This window comes from Salibacterium lacus (assembly GCF_042684865.1).
GTDB classification, from domain to species: domain Bacteria; phylum Bacillota; class Bacilli; order Bacillales; family Marinococcaceae; genus Salibacterium; species Salibacterium lacus.
This window is the reverse complement of record NZ_JBHUML010000002.1, coordinates 1891001-1910300: the sequence shown is the minus strand read 5'-3', so window position 1 is coordinate 1910300 and position 19300 is coordinate 1891001. Positions and strand designations below refer to the sequence as shown.

General features: G+C 49.0%; 11 protein-coding genes. All 11 read left to right on the top strand.

The features are described 5' to 3' along the window. Positions 1–296 precede the first annotated feature (296 nt). Complete coding sequence (locus tag ACFSUB_RS10500; RefSeq protein ID WP_380713126.1) at positions 297–1961, top strand: efflux RND transporter periplasmic adaptor subunit; 1665 nt, start codon at positions 297–299, stop codon at positions 1959–1961. Then, complete coding sequence (locus tag ACFSUB_RS10495; RefSeq protein ID WP_380713125.1) at positions 1958–5083, top strand: efflux RND transporter permease subunit; 3126 nt, start codon at positions 1958–1960, stop codon at positions 5081–5083. The genes ACFSUB_RS10500 and ACFSUB_RS10495 overlap by 4 nt, the downstream gene beginning before the upstream one ends. An 86-nt stretch (positions 5084–5169) precedes the next feature. Further along, positions 5170–5616, top strand: coding sequence for a hypothetical protein (locus ACFSUB_RS10490; RefSeq protein ID WP_380713124.1), 447 nt, complete (start codon positions 5170–5172; stop codon positions 5614–5616). Positions 5617–6118: 502 nt separating this feature from the next. Next, positions 6119–7048 carry a formylglycine-generating enzyme family protein gene (locus ACFSUB_RS10485; protein WP_449329210.1) on the top strand — a complete coding sequence of 310 codons (930 nt, stop codon included), beginning with the start codon at positions 6119–6121 and terminating at the stop codon, positions 7046–7048. Positions 7049–7090: 42 nt separating this feature from the next. After that, positions 7091–7858: a MurR/RpiR family transcriptional regulator gene (locus ACFSUB_RS10480; protein ID WP_380713122.1), complete on the top strand. Its 768-nt coding sequence runs from the start codon at positions 7091–7093 to the stop codon at positions 7856–7858. Positions 7859–8311: 453 nt separating this feature from the next. Beyond that, entirely contained in the window at positions 8312–10090 is a 1779-nt protein-coding gene (locus ACFSUB_RS10475) for a sulfatase (RefSeq protein ID WP_380713121.1), read from the top strand. A 153-nt stretch (positions 10091–10243) separates the two neighbouring features. Beyond that, on the top strand, positions 10244–12163 hold the full coding sequence (locus ACFSUB_RS10470; protein WP_380713120.1) for a beta-glucoside-specific PTS transporter subunit IIABC: 1920 nt from the start codon (positions 10244–10246) through the stop codon (positions 12161–12163). A gap of 27 nt (positions 12164–12190) precedes the next feature. Beyond that, complete coding sequence (locus ACFSUB_RS10465) at positions 12191–13645, top strand: glycoside hydrolase family 1 protein (RefSeq protein ID WP_380713119.1); 1455 nt, start codon at positions 12191–12193, stop codon at positions 13643–13645. A gap of 326 nt (positions 13646–13971) precedes the next feature. Next, complete coding sequence (locus ACFSUB_RS10460) at positions 13972–14874, top strand: nuclease-related domain-containing protein (RefSeq protein WP_380713118.1); 903 nt, start codon at positions 13972–13974, stop codon at positions 14872–14874. A 463-nt stretch (positions 14875–15337) separates the two neighbouring features. Then, positions 15338–18112, top strand: coding sequence for an S-layer homology domain-containing protein (locus ACFSUB_RS10455; RefSeq protein WP_380713117.1), 2775 nt, complete (start codon positions 15338–15340; stop codon positions 18110–18112). 216 nt (positions 18113–18328) lie between these two features. Then, positions 18329–19249, top strand: a complete 921-nt coding sequence (locus ACFSUB_RS10450; RefSeq protein ID WP_380713116.1) for a SurA N-terminal domain-containing protein — start codon at positions 18329–18331, stop codon at positions 19247–19249. Positions 19250–19300 lie beyond the last annotated feature (51 nt).

Sequence of the window (19300 nt, the reverse complement as noted above, 5' to 3'; positions counted from 1 at the left end):
TATATCCTTGCAGCTTTTTATATGGATTGAAATGTTTGCAGTCAATTATGTGAAGAGTTTATGAATTACAGCACATGAGTTGACCCTATGATTCTTTTGCCTTATATTGATGTATAGTTAAGTTTTTAAATGGTTATGTAATATAATCATTTGAAAGCAAGGAGGGAATCTTTGACCGGTGAATGAGGTAGGCATTCTATGATATCCTTTAACATAGGTGCATTATAATAATGTTTGGGGCAGTATATGGCTTTAGACTCTTTAAAACTATTGAAAGAATGGGGGAGACGGGGGAATTGAAAAGCCGCCTTAGTTGGAAAAGACGACTATCACATACATGGACATTGTCAGCCGGCCTCCTGTTGATCATGGTGATCGCAGGATGTCAGTCGGCTGAAGTGGATTCGCAGCAGGAAAGCGTAACGGTGGAAACACAGCAAGCTGAGATCGGAGACCTGACAGGGGAGCGTATTGTCAACGCAACGACACAGTCGCTCTCGGAAGTGTCGCTCACTCCTGAATTGACAGCCGATGTCACAGAAGTGCTCGTGGAAGAAGGCGAGCAGGTTGAGCAGGGGCAGGTGCTGGCGCGGCTGGACGACTCTTCTCTGCGTAACGCATTGGAGCAGGAGCGCGCTGCACTGCGGGCTGCGCAGAGTAACGTCGCGGTTTCAGAAGCCGGCGAGAGAGGAGCGGCAGCCGGCGTGGAGCAGCAACAGGCACAACTGGAAAGCGCTGATCACTCTATACGTCAGGCAAAAGAGCAGCTTAACCGGGCGCAGATTGACCTGGAGCAGGCCCGCGAGAACCGCGGTGATGAGATTGAAAACGCGGAACAGGCTCTTCAGACCGCTGAGCGTAATCTTCAGACAGCACAAAATGAGCGGGACCGCAGCCAGCAGCTTTATGATGAAGGCTTAATTTCAGAGCAGGAGCTCGAGAACGCGGAAAATGCCGTGGAAGATGCCCGTGACAGCGTCACAGAAGCGGAGAACAGTTTGGAACAGACCAAGCAGGAATATAACATCGAGCAGCTGCAGTCCCAGGTGGAAACAGCAAGATCCAACCTGCAGCAGGCCCGGGATTCAAAGAAGGAAATCCGCGCGGGAATTGAATCATCGAATGCTTCCGTAGATGAAGCACAAGGAAATACTGAAAACGCCCAGGCCAGTGTGGAACAGCAGCGGCAGGCTGTGCAGCAGGCTGAAGATAACCTTCAGGATGCGGTAGTAACGGCGCCAAGTTCCGGCAGGGTGCTGACGGTGGCGGTCAATCCCGGGGAATATTATTCCCAGCAGGATGCGATGATCACCATTGGTGAAATGAATACGCTGAATGCGACAGCAGCAGTTACCGAAGAGCAGCTGTCCAGTTTTGAAGAAGGGACGGAGATGGATGTGCGCTTTCCATCTATTGAACAGACAAGAACCGGCACTGTGACTTATATCGCTGATTCTTCCAACGATAATGGTCTGTTCAATGTGGAAGTGCAGGTAGAGAATCCAAATGGGGAACTGCGTTCCGGCATTTACGCTGAGATTCTTTTATACGAGACCTATGTCTCAGATGGACTTCTTGTTCCGACCAGCTCAGTTATTGATGTGGACGGAGAGTCTTCTGTCTTTATCCGTGAAGAAAATCAGGCCAAACTCGTACCTGTCGAAGTCGTGCGGGAAGAGTCCGATCTCACGGCCATTGAAGCAGACATCGAAGCAGGGACACCTGTCATCACACGCGGACAGTACTTCCTCGAGGATGGAGCCTCTGTGCAGTCCCCGCAGGAGGCTGAGGAAAGTTCACAGGACTCCTCCGGTGACTCCGGTAGTTCAGAAGAAGGTGATGCCGGTGGAACCGAGGAAGAAAACACAGAAAGTAATGAAGAGAACGAGGAAAGTGATGCAGACTCATCCAGTGAAGAGGCAGCCTCTGTTGCCCCGCGTAATGGAGGCATGACATCATGAATCTTTCCAGTTGGTCGGTAAGACGGCCCGTCGGTATCTTCATGGCTGTTGCCATAGTACTTGTACTCGGGTTGGTTTCATTTCGGAATCTGGCGATTAACCTTTATCCGGATATGGAACTTCCGTTTGCTGTGGTTACAACAAGCTACGACGGGGCTGCACCGGAAGATATAGAAGAAACAGTCACGCAGCCGCTCGAGGATTCGCTCGGGACCCTGGAAGGACTGGACACGCTGTCATCCCAGTCTTCATCGGGATCGTCGCTTATTCAGGTCCAGTTTGAATTCGGCACGGACCTTGACCAGGCGATGCTTGATATACGGGAATCGATTGACGGGGCATCAGCGCAATTGCCGGATGGAGCAGATGATCCTTCTGTCCTCAGTTTTGATCCGGACCAGCAGGCGATGATGTGGATTGGTATTTCCGGCGATACAGGAAATATGAATATGCAGCAGCTGGCGGAGGAACGGATTCAGCCTCAGCTGGAGCAGGGTTCCGGCGTAGCCAGTGCGAACATTGAAGGCTTGGAAGAAAGAGAAATTGAAGCACAACTCCGCATTGAAGATCTGAATCGGTATCAACTGACGGCCGATGATGTCGTCAACGCCTTGAATGCCGAGAATGATTCCGGATCGGTCGGGGAAGTGCAGAGCGGGGGACAGGACCTGCAGCTCCGGGTGGACGGAGAATTCACGTCGATCGAAGACATCGAAAACACTCTGATTCCGCTGCCGGATGGCGGCAATGTACAGCTTAACGATGTTGCGGATGTTGTGGATACTGTTGCCGATAATTCATCGGAAACGTATGTGAACGGCAGTTCCTCTGTTATGTTTTCGATTATGAAGCAGTCGGATGCCAACACGGTGGACGTTTCACAATCTCTAACGGATATCGTAAATAATCTGAATAACAATGAACTTGGGGAGGAAACACAGCTTGAAGTAGTCTATGATTCTGCGGACTACATAGAATCCTCCATTAACAGCGTGTTCAACAATCTATTATTCGGTGCTCTATTTGCTGTCCTTGTGCTTCTGGCCTTTTTACGCAGTGTACGTGCCACAATGGTCATCGCTATTTCGATACCTATTTCGATTGTGGCCACATTCACTCTTATGTATTTCACCGGAGAGTCCCTGAATATTCTTACGATGGGAGGGCTGGCCCTCGGGGTCGGTATGATGGTGGACAGTGCCATTGTTATTCTCGAGGGGATTTACAAGCATATAGAATACGGAAAGTCGCGGAAAGATGCGGCTATTGCCGGGGCGAAGGAACTCGGAAGCGCAGTGGTTGCCTCCACCAGTACGACCCTGGTTGTATTTCTTCCACTCGTGTTTGTACAGGGCATCTCATCTGAGTTGTTCACACCACTTGCCTTAACCGTTTCCTTTGCTTTGATTGCTTCCTTGATTGCAGCGCTGACGATCGTACCGATGTTTGCATCCAAGTTTATCAAGGAAGAAGTTAAAAAGCCGGATGAAAACAGCCGCTTCAACAGGCTGGGGCGCGCAGTGAACGATCGCTACCAACGCATGCTGTGGTGGTCCCTCAGGTTCCGTAAGACAGTTATGTTGATTACCTTCGTACTCATCGTCGGGTCGCTGGCCCTTGTTCCCGCTATCGGTGCGGTATTTATACCGGAATCCGACGAGGGAGAAATCGCAGTCAACGTGGAAACACCGGAAGCTTCGACGAAAGATGAAACACGGCGCGCTATGCAGCAGGTATGGAATATGCTCGAGCCGTATCAGGACAGTATCGACTCCACTTACAGCTCCCTTGGAGGAGGCGGCGGTGGTGCTGCAGCAGCCGGCGGCGGCAGTAATAATACGGCTACGGTCAACATCTCGCTCGTTAATTCTTCCGAGCGGGAGATAGAGACAAGCGGTATGATTTCAGAGCTGTCTGATCAGGCTGACCGGATAGCAGGGGCTGACGTATCGGTGCAGAATGTCGCTTCCGGTGCAGCCGGCAGCGGTACACCGATTACAGTTAGTATCAGTGGTCAGGAACAGGACGTTCTTCGGGATCTGGCTGAACAGGCCGTGTTTGAAGTAGAGAATATTCCGGGTACAATGAACGTAGAGAATTCTTCCGGAGACGGTAATCCTCAGCTTGAACTGAATATTGACCGGCAGCAGGCGTCCCAGTACGGGCTGACCTACCAGAATATTATGGGACAGGTCATGACATCATTTAACGGGCAGATGGCTACCGAATACCGGGAAGAAGGAGAAGAAATTTCAGTACAGGTTATTCTCCCGGGAAGCGCCAGAGAGCAGCTCTCCGATGTCCGCAATCTGACGCTTACAGGAGCGCAGGGAGCCGGTGTTCCACTTGCCGCGGTAGCTGAACTGAACGAAACGACCGGGCCGACACAGATTACAAGGGAAGACTCCCAGCGCCAGATTGACATCACGAGTGACGTTGCTCCAGGTTACGTGCTCGGCAGTGTCTCCACCGAAGTGCAGCAGGCGATGAATGAAATGAACATGCCGGACGGCTATACTGTTGATTACGGCGGCGAGCAGCAGGATATGCAGGAATCGTTCGGTGATCTCGGACTGGCCCTTGTTGCTTCTATCTTTCTCGTTTATGCCGTGATGGCAATTCAGTTTGAATCCTTTATTCAGCCGCTTGTCATCATGTTCTCGATTCCAGCTACGCTGATTGGTGTGCTGCTTGGTCTGTTTGTGACCCAGACACCGCTCAGTGTGACCGCCTTTATCGGGTTGATTATGCTTGCGGGTATTGTGGTGAACAACGCGATCGTACTCGTGGATTACATCAACCAGAGGCGTTCCGACGGTCTCGAACGCGATGAGGCCATTATGGATGCAGGACCGTCCCGTCTCCGTCCGATTCTGATGACGGTGATGACGACAATTCTTGCGATGCTTCCGGTTGCGCTTGGAATCGGCGAAGGCGCGGAAGCCCAGGCGCCGATGGCGATTGTCATTGTCTTCGGTCTTGCCTTTTCAACATTGTTTACATTGATTTTGATTCCTGTTGTTTACGCTTCGTCGGACAATATAGTACTGTGGTTTAAGCGTAAGGCGGAAAACCGCCGGGAGAAAAAAAGGCTGAAAAAACAGCCGAACGAAGAGATGTAATAAAATAGGCATTAAATCCCTGTACATTCCTGGATTTTTTGCCTATACTACAGCTTACCCAAGCAGTAAAGGAGAGGACTCAGGCTATGATGAAAAAACGTAAAGTGCTTCTCACAGGTGTACTAACTCTTGGAATGGCGGTTACCGCTGCCTGCTCCTCCGGAGACAGCGGGGAAGACCAGAGCGACCAGGAAAGTAACCAGGAATCCACCAGTGAAGAAGAATCATCGGAGAATGACAGCAGTGAGCAGGCTGAAAATCAGGAGGCTTCCGCTGAACTCAGCTCCAACAGCGACCTGACGTCACAGCTTGAAAGTGAAGAGAGTGTACAGGAAGCGATGGTTCAGCAGGTAGACAGTGAGGACGGACAGCAGGTCAACATTGATATTACGATTGCTTCCGGCCAGGAGCTCACAGAAGACCTGAAGTCCACGTATTCCGACATGATCCGGCAGGTTTATCCGGATCAGAGTGTAAGCCTCATCTACGCCCAGGAAGGCGGCGAGATGCTGGAACAGACGACACTTGAATAGATAAAAAGCCCCGGCTCCGCCCAATGACAGGGAGAGCCGGGGCTTTCTTTTGTATGGAGATGACTGGTACTGGTGTAGGTGTAGGTGCAGCGCAGGCGCGGCAGCTAATCAAGGGAGAAGGGAAAGGGTGGAATGGTCGATAGCGAGGACCCAACGACCAATCGAAGGAGTCAGCGGGGGTGAGATGGCTGGTAGGAGGCTGGAGGAACCAATCGAGCGAAAAAGGAACGAACAGATTGGTCGATAGTAAGCCTCTAATGACCAATCGGAAGAGAAACCGATGTTAAATTGGTTCCAACCATGCCCCAAGGAACCAATCGAGAAGGGAAGCTTGAGTATTTTTGCCTGCCGACGATTTCGAACAACTGGAAAGCGTGAAAACGATGACGTACAATGGACGAACAGGAATAGTAACGAAATAGTGTTATCTTATTAGAAAGAGGAGGTGCATGTCGTGAAGCACGAGGAAAATCAAAAATCATGTTGTGCGGGAAGCCGGTCGATGGTGGATGTGGATTTCACCGCAGAAAGAAAAGAAGAACAGCGGGACATTCAACATAGCAGCCAAGTAAGATTCAGTGATAAACTTCGGTACATCCCGGGCGGGGACTTCCTCATGGGCACTAACGATGAAGAAGGATTTAATGCGGATGGAGAGGGTCCGGTCCGAAAGGTAACAGTATCTCCTTACTATATCGATGCGTACGCAGTGACCAACAGGGAATTCAGCACATTCGTTGAAGAAACGGGGTACCGGACCGAGTCGGAAGAGTTCGGCTGGTCGTTCGTCTTTTATTCTTTTCTCCCTGAAAACCTCGGGGTGTGGATGCAGCAGCTGCCAGGTATATCGTGGTGGTATGCAGTCGGAGAGGCCTACTGGTATCAGCCGGAAGGACCGGGTTCTTCCATCGAAGACCGGATGGATCACCCGGTAATTCATGTATCGTGGAATGATGCCCAGGCCTTCTGCCGGTGGGCCGGGAAACGTCTGCCGACGGAAGCGGAATGGGAGATGGCGGCCCGCGGCGGTTTGGAACAGAACCGCTATCCGTGGGGCAATGAACTGACTCCCGGCGGAAAACACTACTGCAACATATGGCAGGGAACGTTTCCAGAAGAGAATACACTCGAAGACGGCTTCCAAGGCACCGCTCCAGCCCAATCTTTCCCTGCTAACGGTTACGGACTCTACAATGTGTCAGGAAATGTATGGGAATGGTGCTCGGACTGGTTTGATACATCGTCTGAAAAACGGGACACGGTCAATCCGGCAGGACCGGAAACAGGGGATTCCAAAGTGACACGCGGCGGTTCCTATCTCTGCCACTATACGTACTGCAACCGGTATCGTGTAGCTGCACGCAGTTCCAACACCATCGATAGTTCAACCGGCAATATGGGCTTCCGGTGTGCTGCGGATATCTCCCATTAAAAGCCGGTCGCAGATAAGTTTTCATCCCGGGGAGGTGTGCTCGTGAAGATAGAAGAGCTGATTAATACGAATTTTACAAGCTTGAGTGAAGGAGAAAAAGAGCTTGGCACCTTCATTCTGAACAACAAACAGGTGATTAGTGATTTAGGTATCAATCAATTTGCCAAAGCAAGTTTGAGTTCCAAATCCTCTATATTGAGATTTGCACAGAAAATAGGGTTCAGCGGCTATACGGAAATGAAAAATTTTATGAAGTGGGAAACGGAATTTTTTGAGCATAATATCACACATAAAGACTTTGCTGATTCTTTACTGCAAAGTGTGGAGCAGACGGTATCAAATCTGATGAATATGGATTTACACCCTGCCTGTGCGGCGATTGAAAAAAGTTCAAGTGTTTACGTGACAGGGACAGGCCAGATGCAGCGGAATTGCGCGCAGGAACTGCAGCGGACGTTTCTTGGACTGGGAAAGAACATGCAGATTGTTCCGCTGGATATCAATACGAACCTTTATCAGCTTGTGGTGGAGAGAATGTCTGCGGACGATATGATCATTGTTATATCAGGAAGCGGCAATAACCCTGCTCTTAAGGAAGCCCTTCACATTCCATTATTGAAAAACGTGAAAATCCTTGCGTTTACCGGTTCTTCTGCCAATTGGCTGATGAATCACGCCGATTACGGACTGCCTGTATTCAATGAAAGGAATTTAGGCGCTGTCAGTACATCTACCGCCTTTCATAGTGCCATTGATGTGTTGTCCTATCATTATTTTGAATATAAAAACGACCTGTTAAGCAGAAATTAATCGAGAAACCCGGACGACTGGTATCCAGCTGTCCGGGTTTTTTTATGGATGAAAGCCAGCAGCTGGTGGGAGCAGATTAAGTTCTTATCTACCACTAAGCAGCCGGGAATGAGCTGCATTGGTCGATAGATTGGGTCTAAGAGCAAGTTGTGCAAGAAAGCAGGAGGGCCCGGTCCCCGGCGGGATTCTATGGACCACCCAGGCCGGACATCTGTCTGCTCGTGCTCCATAGAAGATGTCAATCGAACGTTCGCCAACCTGCCCCGGCCGGACCTGTCTCAGATCCACAGACGCTCTGCAGGAGACCACAAGCTTTTTCCATTTAAAAATGATAACGTTCCCAATCGGTGAAACCGTTTCCCACAATCCCCTGTCCCCCTTCTTTTTTTTGATTGGTTCCTTCATGATGAAAATACATACACAGAACAGGGCTGCACGGAAGGAGATAGATCTATGAAGGCGATTCAACTGATGTTCGACACGTTGAAAAGGGATTACTTGAGTCCTTATGAGCATACAGATGTGAGCACGCCGAATTTCAAGCGCCTGCAGCAGAAAACGGTTCAGTTTGATAATTTTTTTGCCGGCAGTCTTCCCTGCATGCCGGCACGCCGGGATCTGCACACAGGACGATATAACTTTTTACACCGAGGCTGGGGCCCGCTCGAGCCGTTTGATGACTCGATGCCTGAGATTTTGAAATCAAACGGCATTTACACGCACATGGTAACAGACCACAAGCACTACTGGCGGGACGGCGGTTCTACGTATCATCCGCGTTATTCTTCCTACGAACTGATACGCGGGCAGGAAGGCGACCGCTGGAAAGCAAGAGTCAACAAGGATACAGACGTGGAAGGCATCGAACATCTGCCGGATGCGTTTAAAACGAGAAAAGCAGAAAGCATGTCCCAGGATTTTGTGAACCGCGAATACATGGAAGCTGAATCAGAACATCCGATGGCGAGAACCGTTCAGGGCGGGCTGGAGTTTCTCGAAGAAAATAAAGACGCCGATCAATGGTTTCTGCAGATAGAATGTTTCGACCCGCATGAACCATTTTTCGTACCGGAAAAGTATTTAGCGATGTACGGGCTTTCCCAGGATGATTTCAACGGCTGGCTGCAGTACTCCAACGATGACTTCACAAACGAAAAAGCAGAAGTGATGAAAGGGTACTACAAGGCACTTGTGACGATGTGTGATGAGTATCTCGGAAAAATCCTCGATGTCATGGACGAACAGAACATGTGGCAGGATACGATGCTCATTGTCAATACGGACCACGGCCTTCTGCTTGGCGAGCACGATTGGTGGGGCAAAAATATCATGCCGGTTTACAATGAGATTGCCCATCTCCCGTTCTTCATCTGGAATCCGCAGCTGCAGGTTCACGACGAAACGAGAGAGCAGCTCGCGCAGAACATTGACGTCCCGGCGACCATCCTGGAATTCTTTGACCTTGAGGTGCCGGAGATGATGAAAGGAAAACCGCTGCGCTCTGTGATTGAATCGAACGATGTCATTCACGAGTCCGCCCTTTTCGGTAATTTCGGGAACAACATCAACGTGGTGGATGGCGATTACATCTATATGAGAACACCTTATCCGGGCAGAGAGGATTATCTCTATGAGTACACGCTTATGCCGATGAGAATGAACAGCCGCTTCAAGCCGGAGGAGATGAAGGGGGCGGAGCTGGATCACTCCTTCTCCTTCACCAAAGGGGCCGGCACACTGAAAATACAGACGTCGGACTTTATGGCGAAAAGCCATCAGCGGTTTGGTAACAAATTATTCCATCATGCGGAGGACCCCGGTCAGAAACACCCGATCACCGATCCGGAAAAAGAGTTTGAGATGATCGTCAAAATGAAGCAGTTGATGGAAGAAAACGAAGCACCTTCTCCGCTTTACGCCTATTACGGTCTTGATCATATTTACAGCGTCGAGGACGTGCGGCAGGAGCAGGAAGAATTGAACAGGGAGAAAGAAGCTGTCAGTGAACATATTCATTTCGCTGACTACATGGTGAAAGAAGGGTATTTAACGCTCATTGCTTCCATCCAGGATGCCCGGAAAAAGGAAAAGATACAACGTGATCTTCAGGAAATCAGTGAGCAGCACAAGGTGACGGAGAATCATTTAAGAAACTGGCTCCAGCAGGAGATGGACGAAAAGGACCGGGCTTTTCTGACCTACCAGTTAAATATGGCTCTTCGTATCGATTAAAGGAATCACGCACGCTGAACAAACAGGGTGGATCGTTCGTCCACCCTGTATACCAGCCTTTATTTGTAAGGGATTGCAATTATTTATTTTTTCACACACAGGCTGAATGAAAGGGTTTTTTGGAATGACACAAACAGAAGGACGTGCTGAAAAATGAAATATGAACAATTAGCAAATGACATTATAAAACATGTCGGCGGAACGGAAAACGTAAACAATGTTGTACACTGCGTTACGCGTCTTCGTTTTCAATTAAAAGAGGAAGACCGGGCAGACACAGAGACGCTGAAAAACATGGATGGTGTGGTTACGGTTACGCAAAGCGGCGGCCAGTACCAGGTTGTCATCGGAAATCATGTTCCCGATGTCTATCAGGCCGTCGTTGAGGTCGGCGGCTTTCAAAAGCAGGACACACAAGAACAGGATGATCAGTCTGATAAAAAGGTATTCGACAAGCTGATTGATATTATTTCAGGTATTTTCGCTCCTATTCTCGGGGTGCTTGCTGCATCCGGTATGATCAAAGGTTTCAATGCATTCTTTAACGCGATAGGGCTGTACACCGAGGAATCCGGGACCTATCAGATCCTGCAGGCAGTCGGCGATGGATTGTTCCATTTCTTCCCTATCTTTCTTGGTATGACGGCGATGAAAAAGTTCAACGGAAATCAGCTCGTTGGTATGGCCATCGGTGCCGCTCTGACTTACCCGGCGCTAACCGGTTTGACAGAAGGCGATCCGCAGTATACGTTGTTCTCGGGTACGCTGTTTGAGTCTCCGATTCATATCACGTTTCTCGGCATACCGGTCATTCTCATGACGTACTCTTCGTCCGTGATTCCGATTATTTTGTCTACGTTCGTTGCGTCAAGATTTGAAGGCTGGCTGAAAAAAGTCATTCCGGATGTTGTGAAGACGTTTTTGGTACCGTTTTTCACTTTATTGATTATTGCTCCGCTGACGTTTCTTGTTATCGGTCCGATTGCTACATGGCTTGGAACCATCATTGGAAGTGGAACCATCTGGGTTTTTGAACTCAGCCCTGTATTAGCCGGTTTTCTACTTGGAGGATTATGGCAGGTCTTTGTCATGTTCGGACTCCACTGGGGCTTGGTGCCGATCGGCTTGAACAATATTTCGGTCAATGGGTCCGATCCTATTCTGGCCTACATTTCAGCTACTTCTCTTGCGACAACCGGTGTGGTCTTAGGTGTTATGGTTAAAACAAAGCAGAAACAGTTAAAATCACTATCGATTCCCGCTGCGATTTCCAGTGTGTTCGGTGTATCCGAGCCGGCCATTTACGGCATCACTCTGCCGTTGAAAAAACCATTTATCATTACGTTGATCACGTCTGCCATCGGCGGTGCGGTCATGGGATTAATGGGAACCCGGGTGTACATGCTCGGTGGACTTGGTATCTTCGGTATTCCGTCCAAAATCGGTCCGGACGGTTTGGACATGGGATTCTGGGGCGGTATGATAGCAATGGGTCTGAACGTTATTGTAGGGTTCCTTTTGACGTATTTCTTTGGAGGAATTGGTCAGAAAGACCGCGAAGCGCTGGGTGCCGGCGGGGAGCAGAAGCAGCATGCATCCGGCGGAGACAATCACGACATCGTCAGTCCCATGCCGGGCCGGGCCCTGCCTTTATCGGAAGTGCCGGATGAAGCGTTCTCTACCGGCCAGCTCGGAAAAGGACTTGCGGTGGATCCTTCCGACGGGGTTGTTTTTGCCCCCGCTTCCGGTGAGATATCCGTATCATTCCCGAGCGGCCATGCCGTTGGAATCACCACTGATCAAGGCGCCGAGCTGCTCATCCATGTGGGACTCGATACGGTGCAGCTGAACGGGGACTATTTTGAATCCCATGTGAAACAGGGAGATCGCGTGGAAAAAGGACAGAAGCTGATTGATTTTGATATAGATAATATCAGGCAGTCGGGCTACTCTGTTGTCACACCGGTCATCGTGACAAACAGCGGTGAGTTCGATGAGCTGCATCTGACAAAAGAACAAGAAATCCACGCTGGTGACTATCTGATGAAGGTAGAAGCACCAGACCGTGCTTAACGTTTACTATAAGAAGGAGGTCATTCGATGTCACGCAGCAGTTTTCCGGAAGGGTTTTTGTGGGGAGGAGCTATCGCCGCCAACCAGGTGGAAGGAGCTTATCAAGAAGGAGGAAAAGGCCTGAATCTCGCCGATGTGCTGCCCGGCGGAAAGGCCCGTCTCCGTCTTCTCACGGAGCCTGGTTTTAATTTTGAAATGGACAGGGATACCTATACCTACCCGAACCACGAAGCGATTGATTTTTATCATAACTATAAAGAAGATATCGCTCTGTTTGCGGAGATGGGCTTCAATGTCTTCCGTCTGAGTATCGCCTGGAGCCGTATTTTCCCGAACGGAGATGAAAAGGAGCCGAATGAAGAGGGGCTCGCGTTTTATGACCGCGTGTTTGATGAACTTCAAAAACACGGCATCGAACCGCTTGTCACCATCTCCCACTACGAAACGCCGCTGCATCTGATCAAAGAATACGGCGGCTGGAAAAACAGGAAGCTTGTAGACTTTTTCGAACGCTATGTCACGGTTCTTTTCAACCGTTATAAAGATAAAGTGAAATACTGGCTGACATTTAATGAAATAAATGGAGCTGTCCATTTTCCACTGTTTGGACTCGGTTTTTCCGCAACGAGTGAAGAAACCCGGCTTCAGGAGACATTCCAGGGACTGCATCACCAGTTTGTCGCCAGCGCCAAAGCTGTCCAGATTGGTCACGACATCATCCCGGACTCCCGTATTGGCTGCATGCTTTTGTATGCTCCGACGTATTCCTATGATTCCAACCCGGAAAATGTGATGCACGCGCTGGAGGAAGGCCGAATCTTCAACTTCCTCTGCGGCGACGTGCAGATCAGAGGAGCGTATCCCCGTTACAGTACACGGTATTTCGAAGAAAACGACATCGATATTGAAATGGAAGAAGGCGATCTGCAGACGATCGCAGAAGGCACCGTCGATTTCATTTCCCTCAGTTATTACATGTCCCGAACGGAGAAAAAAGACAAGACGGCAGAAGAAGCAAGCAGCGGGAACCTGATACAGGGCGTGAAAAATCCGTTTCTCGCAGCGAGTGACTGGGGATGGGAAATTGATCCGACCGGTCTCCGGATTGCCCTGAACGAGTTGTATGACCGCTACCAGCTGCCATTAATGGTTGTGGAAAACGGCCTCGGCGCCTACGATAAACTCGAAGAAGACGGCAGCATCCAGGACGACTACCGTATCGACTATCTGAAGAACCACATTCAGGCGATGAAGGAAGCGGTCCGCGACGGCGTCGATCTCATCGGCTACACCGCCTGGGGCTGCATTGACCTTGTCAGCGCCTCCTCCGGCCAATACGCCAAACGGTATGGTTTCATCTACGTGGACAAGCATGATGACGGCAGCGGCACACAGGAACGCCGCAGGAAAAAATCGTTTTACTGGTATCAGGACGTCATCCGCACAAATGGAGAAAACCTCGAAGGCCCTGCAGGCGAATAATCAAGTGCAATCCCCGTTGCAGAAACGGGGGTTGTTTTTTTGGATAGGAGAAGAGATGGTCGCTGGAGAGGATCTACTGACCAATTGGCGCAGAAGCCGGTGTCAAAGTAGTCGCAGGAAGCGGGAAGGAGCGAAAAGCCGAAGAGGGGGAAAGAGGAGATGGTCGCTGGAGAGAGTCTATCGACCAAAAAGCACTCACGTCGGACAATAAATGGTCATAAGAAGGAATAAATAATAACCAGGCAAGCAAGTGATTGATATTTTCTTGCTTTTTCCTAATCTTTTGTATATGATGATTTTAATACGATAAAGTTAGGCGGTTGACGATGTTTCTAAAACCCCGATATCCCTCCCGTGAACTTCTAATCCTGCGTTCGCTGGCCCCGCGCATCAACCTTCCTGCTAACCATAGACAGAAATTGATTAACATGGAGAAAGGTCTTGAAGGAGAGAATTATTTTGATGAAAAGCTGAAGAAGCTGCCCGAAGAAGCTGTTGTTTTATGTGACCTTCTTTTTGAAATCAACAACACGCATTTTCAGATTGATACGTTGCTTCTTCTGCCTGATGTTGTCTATCTTTTCGAAGTAAAACATTATGAAGGGGATTATGTGATAAAAAATGATACATGGTACAATGCGGCGGGTTATGAAATCAAGAATCCGCTTCTGCAGCTGAAACGAAATCAATCCCTGCTCCGACAGCTTTTTCAGAAATACCGGATCTCTCTTCCCGTGAAGGCTCACCTCGTTTTCACAAACAAAAATTTTTATCTCTATCAGGTGTCCTATGACCTTCCTATTTTATTTCCATTTCAAATCGATGGGTTTTTGTCACAGTGGTTCAAGGAATTCCCGCCACATTCTCAGGAGGCATTCCTGTCAGCAGAAAAACTTAAAACCTTTCACATCGAAACCTCTCCATTCTTTCAGTCTCCGTTCTATACCTTTCAGGAATTAAAAAAAGGCATTCGATGTCCGTCCTGTTCTTCCTTTCTCCAACTTTCAAAACAAACACTTGTCTGTTCAGCGTGTGGGAAAAAAGAATCTCTTGAAAAAGGAGTAGTACGAAATATCGGGGAATGGAAACTGTTATTTCCAGAAGTACCGCTGACATCAAGCGGGGTGCACGAATGGTGCGGTTTGAATATTGATAAAAGGCGCATCCGGCGTGTGCTTCATAAGCATCACACCCGTGTTGGCTTCGGCCGGCATTCATCTTATCGGTAACTGGGAGCATACAACGGCTGAGTGAAGCTGTTACAAGAAGCACCACAACCATAATAAAATCGGATAGAATATCTTCTTCAATCCTGCCTCTCTACCTCTTTCCCCTTATGCCCCTTTAAGGCCAATCTTTCAGAGAAAAGTACTTATTCTTTCACAATGATTGTAAAATAAAGGATGTAAGTAGAGATTTGAACCACTTACTGATAGATTTGGAACAAAATAACGAAGAAGCGCCTAATCCCTTTGGACGGGGACTTCCGGAACGGTAGAGAAATGATACAGAGGAATGATTTTCAAAGGTTCATGTTTCTTCTAGAGTGAAACCAGGGAATGGACGAAAATAGAAACACTTCCTGCCCCATTTCCAGGAACCTATGTTTAATCCTTCGTAGATGAAGGAATAGACCATGTCAGGCAGGGTTTAACATTGGAACGACTTAACTTTTCCTTAGGAGGAGATAGTGTGGCTTATCAACCAAGAACGTATCGTAAATTTTTAGCAGGGACGGTGTCAGCAGCCGTGGTGGCGGCAGCAGGTGTTGCAGTACCGGCTGACGTGCAGCAGGCAGATGCTGCTGAATCATTCCCGGATGTCGATAATGACTACTGGGCTTCGGATTCTATTCAGAAACTTGCCGAAGACGGAGTGATCAGTGGTTATCCAAACGGGGATTACCGTCCAGGGGAACAAATCAACCGCGGTCAGGTCGCAGCGATGCTTTCCTCCGCTTTTAATTTGGATGTGGATGAAAACGCAGAAGCTCCGTTTGATGATCTGACAGACGAGAGTTATTTCACACCTGTTGCGGCAGCGGTGAAAGAAGAAGGGTTAATTCAGGGCCGCCAGAATAATACCGAGTTTGCGGCGGGAATGGATTTGTCCCGTGAGCAGATGGCTACGATTCTGGTGAGAGCCTTTAATCTGGATGAGCGCGAAGATGTAGAAGCAGACGTCGCGGATCTTGATGAAGTACACGAAAGCCACCGCGGCAGCGTGCGTATTCTATCTCAATATGATATTACCGATACAGCCGACAACATGTTCCGCCCGGATGAAACAGTAACAAGAGCACAATTTGCTGTCTTTTTGGACCGTGCCATGCAAATTGGGGAAGAAGACGAAGAAACGACGGTTTCCAATGTGCAGGCGGTGAATACGACAACGGTGGAAGTAAGTTTTGACGGCAGTGTGGAAGGAAATATCGATGCTGATCGTTTCTCCATTGATCCGAGCCTGGACATTGTGGACGCCGAAACGATTGCGCCGGAAGATTCTGAAGCCAGCCAGAATGCAGAAGGTACCGTCGTACGTCTCACAACAGAGGAACAGACCGAAGACGAAGAATACAGTCTTTCCTATGACGGCGAAGACACCGGCATGACGTTCACCGGTGGAAATACGCAGGCCGGTGACGTGACAGTAGATGATATCTCGGTGCAGTCCACCTCCAGTTTTGACATCGAGCTTGATGAAGCATTGAATGAAGACTGGGACAGCTCCGATGTGGAGGATATGCTGAACATCTCCGTCGTGAATGACGACGATGAAGAGACGGATGTTACTCCAACCAATGTAGAGATCAGTGATGATAGAGAAACCATTATGGTTGAGCATGCTGACAATGATCTTGAAGGCATGGCCGGCACACTGATGGTGAACAATTTTGAAACAGACTTTGATTATTCCGAAATCGATGTAGAATCTGTAGAAGCAACAACGAGCATGATCCGCCAGTCCGAAGATCAGCAGCTCGAATTCACGGTGAACGGCATCCGTCATCTGTCTGTTGAAGAACTGGAAGATGCCGGTTATGAAGTAGAATTCCTTTATAATTCCAACAATGCTCCGTTTGATACCGACCAGGCGCAGCAGGAAGGTGTTATTGACGGAACAAGCGGCGATCTTTCTGATACATTCCGTTACGCTGTTTCCATCACGGATGAAGACGGCAATGAAGTTGAATCCGAAGAAATGGAAGTGAATGTAAGTTCAGAAAGTGATGTTACCGAAGTTACCGAAGTAGCGCTCTTTGATGGTAATGATAATCGTCATGAAAGTGATTACGTGACTCCGGAACATGAAGGACTCATGTTCGAACCAGTCACCGGCACGAATGATTTCGGGGATGAAGTGGACACGGATGAAGCATCGTTCCCGGCAGTCGAGAGCGTGACATCAAGTGATGCATCCATTGCCTACTATAATGAAGATGGCCTGCAGGTGAACGGAGAGGGAGACGTTACCTTCAGCGTTCATTTTGAAGGCATGGACAATCCGGTGGAATATAACGTGGAAGTCGTGGCCAACCAGGAAATCAGCAGCATGGAAGCTGACGACACCACAAAACGTTATACAACCAATTCCAGCGCTGACACGTTCACTGTTCTGGATCAATACGACCAGCCGTACGGTGATGGTGAAACCGTCAGCTATGCCATCACCGATTCCGAAGGCTCGGAAGTGGATTCCGGCAGTGCGGATGTAAACAGTGAAGGAAAACTTGACGTGACGTATCCGGACGATCTCGAAGGCGAGTACGACATCGAGTTTACGTATGATAACGAAACGATCGGTACAACATCTCTTGAATTCATGCAGCTTGATTCATCCGAAGTCGATGAATTCAGTCTCTCCTCGGAACCGGAAACTGTGGACCTTCAGGACGCCCTGGAAAACGGATCTATTAATCAGGGATCGGAAGAACTCGACTTTACTGTTTCGACCGGAGCGATGTATGACGGTATCAACCTGAGTGACAGTGAAATTGAAAGTGCCCTTTCAAACTTAAACGATTCCGGCAGCCTTCAGGTACGCAGCAGTGACGAAGAAGTTGCAACCGTGTCGGACAACGATACGATGAACGTCACAGCTGAGGAAGCTCTGGATTTCAACGTAACCGGTGAATCCGAAGGCACAGCCGAGATTTATCTGGAACATGTGGAAGGCGACTTTACAACCACCCTCGCCCAGGTAGAGGTGGAAGTCGAGAACAGCATTTCACAAATTGACAACCTTGAGCTTGCCGATGATGTGGATGCGCTGGACGTGTCCGAGGATTCGGAAGGAACGTGGCAGATTGACGACATCAGTCAACTGAACTCCTCCGATGCGGATCTCAGCAGCGATATGATCGCAAGCGTTGTGTACTCTCCGAACGATGAAGAGGCTGTCGTTGAGCTGAAAGAAGCTTACGGCGGACAGAACTTTGTTGTCAGCGCAGTAAATACCACCTCATAAAAGGTGCCTTCCCTGCAGAGAATATTCTCTGCAGGGTTTTTTACCTTTGACACATTCCTGATACATTGCGATGATAGATTAGAAACATGATGAAAAGGTTGTTCGATTATTTGGGGGGATGAAGCATGCAGGGTCGGCGCCGTAATAAAATGTAACGGCGTAAGCGCAATGCGTTTGTTTCAGGAACATCAGTATAAATTCAGTAGAAAAAGGAGAATGACATTGATTAAAAAAGTACTATTCGGTTTTTCCCTTGCTTTGTTTGTTTCCATCATGGCAGCATGTGGCGGTGGAGATGACTCTTCCGGTGAAAACAATCAGGAAAATTCCGGTGAAGAGCAGTCCGAAGACAGCGGCAGCGGCAACGGCGAAAACAGTAACAGCAGTTCAGATGGCAGCGGCTCTTCGGATTCAGGAAATGGAAATAGCTCGCAGCAGTCCTCCATGCCGGAACCTGAACTTGATAATGTTCCCGATACCGTAGCCACGGTCAACGGCACGGAAATCACCGGTGAAGAATTTAAAACAAGATATCAATCACAATTTCAGCAGCAGGCTCTTCAGGCTCAGATGAGCGGCCAGGAAATAAATCAGGATCAGCTCAAACAGCAGACGGCAGACAGCATGGTCGGCCAGGAACTTCTGATTCAGGAAGCGTCCAATCGTAACATCGAGGCTTCCGAGGAAGAAGTCAATAATCAGCTCAGCACTCTGGTAGAACAAAACAGCAGTGTAGATTCCCAAGAGCAGTTCCTTTCCACGATTCAGGAGCAGCAGGGCATGAGCGAAGAAGAGGTACGTAACCAGCTTTCGCAGCAGGTGAAGCTGAATAAGCTTATCTCAGAAGAAGCCGGCGACGTGCAGCCGTCCGAGGAAGAAATGAGAAACCTCTACGATCAAGTTAAATCCCAGCAGCAGCAACAGCAGCAGGCAAGCGGCGGGGACAGCGAAGGAAGCGGTGAAAGTGAGAGCGGCGAAGGCAGCAGCGAGGAAAGCAGCAGCCAGTCCAGCGTCCCTTCCTTTGAAGAGATGAAACCAAGACTTAAAGAGCAGCTCGTCAGCCAGAAAGAATCCCAGGCTGCTCAGTCTCTCGTCCAAAGTCTCCGTGAAGAAGCGGATGTATCGATCAACCTGTAACTCCCCATCACCCCTGGGCCATTTTGCTCAGGGGTTTTTCATGACAATTTT